Raw genomic sequence first — 4,829 nt, 5'->3', positions numbered from 1 at the left:
GTAAAAGCCGCATTCTATCAGAAGCCTGCTTTCAGGGAATAGAAAGGAAGAGGCCACCGACCCTGCCACGCCCTTCGACAGGCTCAAGGCGAACGAGCACTGAGCCTGTCGAAGGATCACCCACGGCTGTATCCCATCCGCCAGCCCATGTATAATCTCAGCCCTTTCAATTCGCATATTCAGTGCCGTCGCGCCCTATTTCGCGCTATCGGCCCACAATTCCGGCTTTACTACGAAGACAATTGACGTTATGGATAAAACCTACCAGCCACAGGCTATTGAAACAAACTGGTACGAAACCTGGGAAAAGAACGGCTATTTCAAGCCTTCTGGCGAGGGTGAGCCCTACTGCATCATGATTCCGCCACCCAACGTCACCGGTAGCCTGCACATGGGTCACGGTTTTCAGGAATCCATCATGGACGCCCTGATCCGCTACCACCGCATGAAAGGTCACAACACCCTTTGGCAAGTGGGCACCGACCACGCCGGTATCGCCACCCAGATGGTGGTAGAACGTCAAGTCAATGGTGAAGGCAAAACACGGCATGAATTGGGTCGTGAAGATTTCACCAAACGCATCTGGAAATGGAAAGAAGAATCCGGTGGTAATATCACCCGTCAGTTACGACGTCTCGGCTCGTCTTTAGATTGGTCACGTAACCGCTTTACCATGGATGATGATCTGTCTGAGGCCGTCAAACATGTGTTTGTCAAACTACACAAAGAAGGTTTGATCTATCGCGGTAAGCGTTTGGTTAACTGGGATCCAAAACTGCACACCGCCATTTCCGATCTGGAAGTAGAAAATCGTGAAAAGAAAGGCCATATGTGGCACCTGCGTTACCCGCTGGCTGATGGCCTAAAAACCAGTGAAGGACAAGATTTTATTGTCGTTGCTACCACCCGTCCCGAAACCATGCTGGGCGATACCGGTGTAGCAGTTAACCCTGAAGATCCACGCTACAAAGACTTGATTGGTAAAGACATTCTTCTGCCACTGGTCAATCGTCGTATTCCTGTCGTAGCCGATGAACACGCGGATATGGAAAAAGGCACCGGTGCCGTCAAGGTCACACCCGCCCATGACTTTAACGACTACGAAGTGGGCAAACGTTGCGGTCTACCGATGATCAACATCTTCACGCTCAACGGTGACGTACGTGATGTGCCACAGGTATTTAACACGGATGGCAGCACTAACACTGAGCTTGAAGCCAGCATTCCCGGGAGCTATCACGGACTGGAACGCTTTGCCGCCCGTAAAGCGATTGTTGCTGACTTTGAAGCGGCTGGCCTGCTTGAAGAAATTAAAGATCATGATCTGACCGTGCCTTATGGCGATCGTGGCGGTGTCGTCATTGAACCCATGCTGACCGATCAGTGGTATGTCGATGCCAAAACTCTGGCAAAACCTGCTATTGAAGCGGTGGAAACCGGTAAAGTGCAGTTTGTACCCAAGACATACGAGAACATGTACTTCAGCTGGATGCGGGATATTCAGGACTGGTGTATTTCCCGTCAACTCTGGTGGGGACATCGTATTCCAGCGTGGTATGACGAACAGGGCAATGTCTATGTCGGCCATGATGAAGACGCTGTTCGCACGGAAAATAATCTCGCTGCAGATGTCCCGTTAACACAAGATGAAGATGTGCTCGACACCTGGTTCTCATCTGCTCTGTGGCCTTTCTCTACCTTAGGCTGGCCGAAAGACGATGAGGCCATCAAAACCTGGTACCCGGGCAATGTATTGGTCACCGGTTTTGACATTATCTTCTTCTGGGTTGCCAGAATGATGATGATGGGCATTCATTTCCTCGACGATGTTCCGTTCAAAGAAGTCTACATCCATGGTCTGGTGCGTGACTCGCACGGCCATAAGATGTCTAAATCCAAAGGCAACGTGCTGGACCCTATCGATATCATCGACGGTATCGATTTGGAAACCCTGGTGCAAAAACGCACTTCCGGCATGATGCAACCGCAGCTGGCAGAAAAGATTGAAAAGGCTACGCGTAAAGAATTTCCGGATGGCATCGAAGCTCATGGTACTGATGCACTGCGCTTTACTTTTGCCTCACTCGCCTCTACCGGTCGTGATATCAATTTTGATATGAATCGTATCGCTGGCTATCGAAACTTCTGCAATAAGTTATGGAATGCTGCCCGTTACGTGTTGATGAATACCGAAAAACACGATACCGGCATTGATAACGATGACGTCGAACTGAGTCTCGCAGATCGCTGGATCATTTCTCAATTGCAGGCGACAGAGCAGGATGTTACTAAAGCACTCGACGGTTACCGTTTTGACCATGCCGCTCAGCGTATTTATGAGTTTATCTGGAATAATTACTGCGATTGGTACCTTGAGCTATCCAAACCGGTTCTGACCAGTGATACAGCCTCAGAGGCCGCTAAACGCGGTACTCGCAGAACACTGGTACGTGTTCTGGAAGCCACATTGAGAATGACGCACCCGTTTATGCCATTCATTACCGAGGAAATCTGGCAAACCATCGCCCCACTCGCCGGGATTAAGGGTGAGTCTATTATGCATCAGCCTTACCCGGTTTCGGATAGCACTAAAATTGATGTAGCGGCCGTCACCGAGATGGAATGGGTCATGCAATTTGTTACAGGTGTGCGTTCAATTCGTTCACAAATGAACATTGCCCCGAAAAAAACGTTACCGGTCTTGCTCAAAGATGCATCGTCATCAGACCAGACAATCTTAGCTGGCAATCAACAATTTTTAAGCCGCCTTGCGAACCTGGAATCAATTGATGTTCTTGAAGGCGAGGCCCCCGCTGCTGCGACAGCACTGGTGGGTAAAATGGAAATTTTAATCCCGCTTGAAGGACTAATTGATAAAGATGCTGAAATCTCTCGCCTGACCAAAGAGATGGCCAAGCTGGATAAAGTCATCAAGCAATCTTCAGGCAAACTGGCTAATGAAAATTATGTCGCCAAGGCGCCGGCTGAGGTGGTTGCAAAAGAGCAAGAGAAACTCGCCGAATTGCAGCAGTCCTATCAACAGTTTGAACAACAGCTTAAAGCCTTAAGCTAGCCGCTAAACTAAAGTCTGGCTAGGCAGAAAAACCCCACAAGTCCCCGTTACCACTGGTACGGGGATTTTTTATGTCGAATAACGCCGATATAAATTGTGCCATTTGTGGAATATAGTTGGGAGGGGGAAGTGGTGTAGCCGCCCAAAAACGAAGTGGAACAAATGGCATCAATTTGATACCTCTGTAATGCTACTTACTGCACGATCCTTTTTTAGCCATTTTTAGTTTGGAAACTTCTTTTTTGCCTTTCTCTTCGTCAACCAACTCTACGCCCGCCCCACCAACAAAGGCGCCCATTTTAATATATTGCCTAACAAAATAGTTCTTTCCACCCTCGGTATTAACCAGTAAGTCATTTGGCGAAAACTCTGATTCAGTTGAGACTTTATGTTGTTGACCACCAGCCACTTCCGTGTAGAAAAACATGTTAGGAGCAGTTTCTCCGACACAATCGCCATCAACCCATACATCTTTTTTTAAGGCTCCACCAAAGCTTCCCGACCGATAAATATACAAGCCAGAGTTCTCGTCCGATGGCAAACTAAACTTTTTTGCCATATCGGAGTTGTTTTCGCTTTCCATTGGGACTGATGCGCAACCAGATAATAAGGATGTTACTACTGTAGTTGCGATGAGTATTTTCTTCATTGATTTTCCTTTTTTAACTCTAAGCAATAAATGCTCTATTGTTTGAATTTTTAGCCTAACGCCCGCAACAAGGGCGCACAAAAAAGCGCAGCGTTTTGGGCGTCCCAGCGACCAAAGAGAGCGATTGGTTGCGTTTGTTAGGCATTGTTCAGGCCCAAAGCGAAACACTCCTCAAATACACCTGTAGACTTTGAGTATTTGAGTGTGCGCCTTATTAAATTGAGTGGAAGAGGACCCAAGTGCGCGGCCTCAATGAAAGGCATGATTTTACGGCGCAGTTGCTCGGACTCTTTCCATTTATTTAGCAATTCACGGCCAGATAAAAAGTTACCGGCAGCTGATTTAACATCGATCTCTAGCCAGATAGCCTCATCAGACCTATGGCTGCATGGAACGAACGAATGCCATGATGACATAGGATATCTTTCGCTGTACGTGAACTCATCAAAACCACGAAAGTCGAATAGGCTAACTCCGCCAATACTTCTCACATACGGATAGTGACTTTCTCCCATCGCGGTACCCCATCGCTCTGAGTCAGTTAGCTCAGGCTCTGGCAGAATAAATCTATCCCGCAGAATCGAGGCATATCTTTCCGGTGTAGTTGTGTGCCAGACCGATTCAGCAAGGATCTCAGGGAAGCTCATAAAATGCCTAACGCCGCCAGCACGCGCGGCTTTGTAGTGAAGGCGAAGCCGCAACGGAAAAGCCGTCGCCTTGCCTGGCTTTGTTAGCTTGATAGCGTGAATACAAAGCCAGTCTCCTTGATTTTATACGCAATGGCATTGCTATCATGCAAAAAATCCATCCCAACAGTAATAGTCTCACTCTGTCTTTGCTTTGGATCAGAATTGAGTATTTGTTCAATATTCTCTTTTATGAGATCGAATGCCCTATTGAACATAAAGATTACTTCATCGGAGTTAAGAACTGCATAAAGTGGAGACCCGTTAGCTGTCACTCCCATTCCAGGGCATATATATTCCGTGCCATCACTAACCGTCACATTGGCATTGGCGTGTTTTTTTCGTAATGTTTTGTGCTGTTCTTCTGTTAGCGGCGCGGCATTACTGTTTGATTTATAAATCGCTAATTGCTCAGGCCAGT

The 4,829-nt window shown here is 47.5% G+C and carries 4 protein-coding genes; 1 reads left to right on the top strand and 3 read right to left on the bottom strand.

What is annotated here, in order from left to right:
* Positions 1 to 250 precede the first annotated feature (250 nt).
* Positions 251 to 3,073: a valine--tRNA ligase gene (locus ACTG33_RS16265; RefSeq protein WP_439136274.1), complete on the top strand. Its 2,823-nt coding sequence runs from the start codon at positions 251 to 253 to the stop codon at positions 3,071 to 3,073.
* Positions 3,074 to 3,263: 190 nt separating this feature from the next.
* On the opposite strand, the gene ACTG33_RS16260 is transcribed toward ACTG33_RS16265, so the two are convergent.
* The 3 genes from ACTG33_RS16260 to ACTG33_RS16250 all read right to left on the bottom strand — a co-directional run.
* Positions 3,264 to 3,722, bottom strand: a complete 459-nt coding sequence (locus ACTG33_RS16260; protein ID WP_439136273.1) for a DUF2846 domain-containing protein — start codon at positions 3,720 to 3,722, stop codon at positions 3,264 to 3,266.
* A gap of 137 nt (positions 3,723 to 3,859) precedes the next feature.
* Positions 3,860 to 4,369 (bottom strand): hypothetical protein, encoded by a 510-nt coding sequence (locus ACTG33_RS16255; protein ID WP_439136272.1) that lies wholly within the window; start codon positions 4,367 to 4,369, stop codon positions 3,860 to 3,862.
* Between the two features lie 83 nt (positions 4,370 to 4,452).
* Positions 4,453 to 4,829: hypothetical protein (locus ACTG33_RS16250; RefSeq protein ID WP_439136271.1), on the bottom strand; the 377-nt coding region annotated here is incomplete at its 5' end.

The organism is Pseudomaricurvus sp. (assembly GCF_965662505.1).
In the GTDB taxonomy this organism is placed as follows: Bacteria; Pseudomonadota; Gammaproteobacteria; order Pseudomonadales; family Cellvibrionaceae; genus Pseudomaricurvus.
The sequence above is the reverse complement of the archived record's forward strand: the minus strand, read 5'-3'. Positions and strand labels throughout refer to the sequence as shown.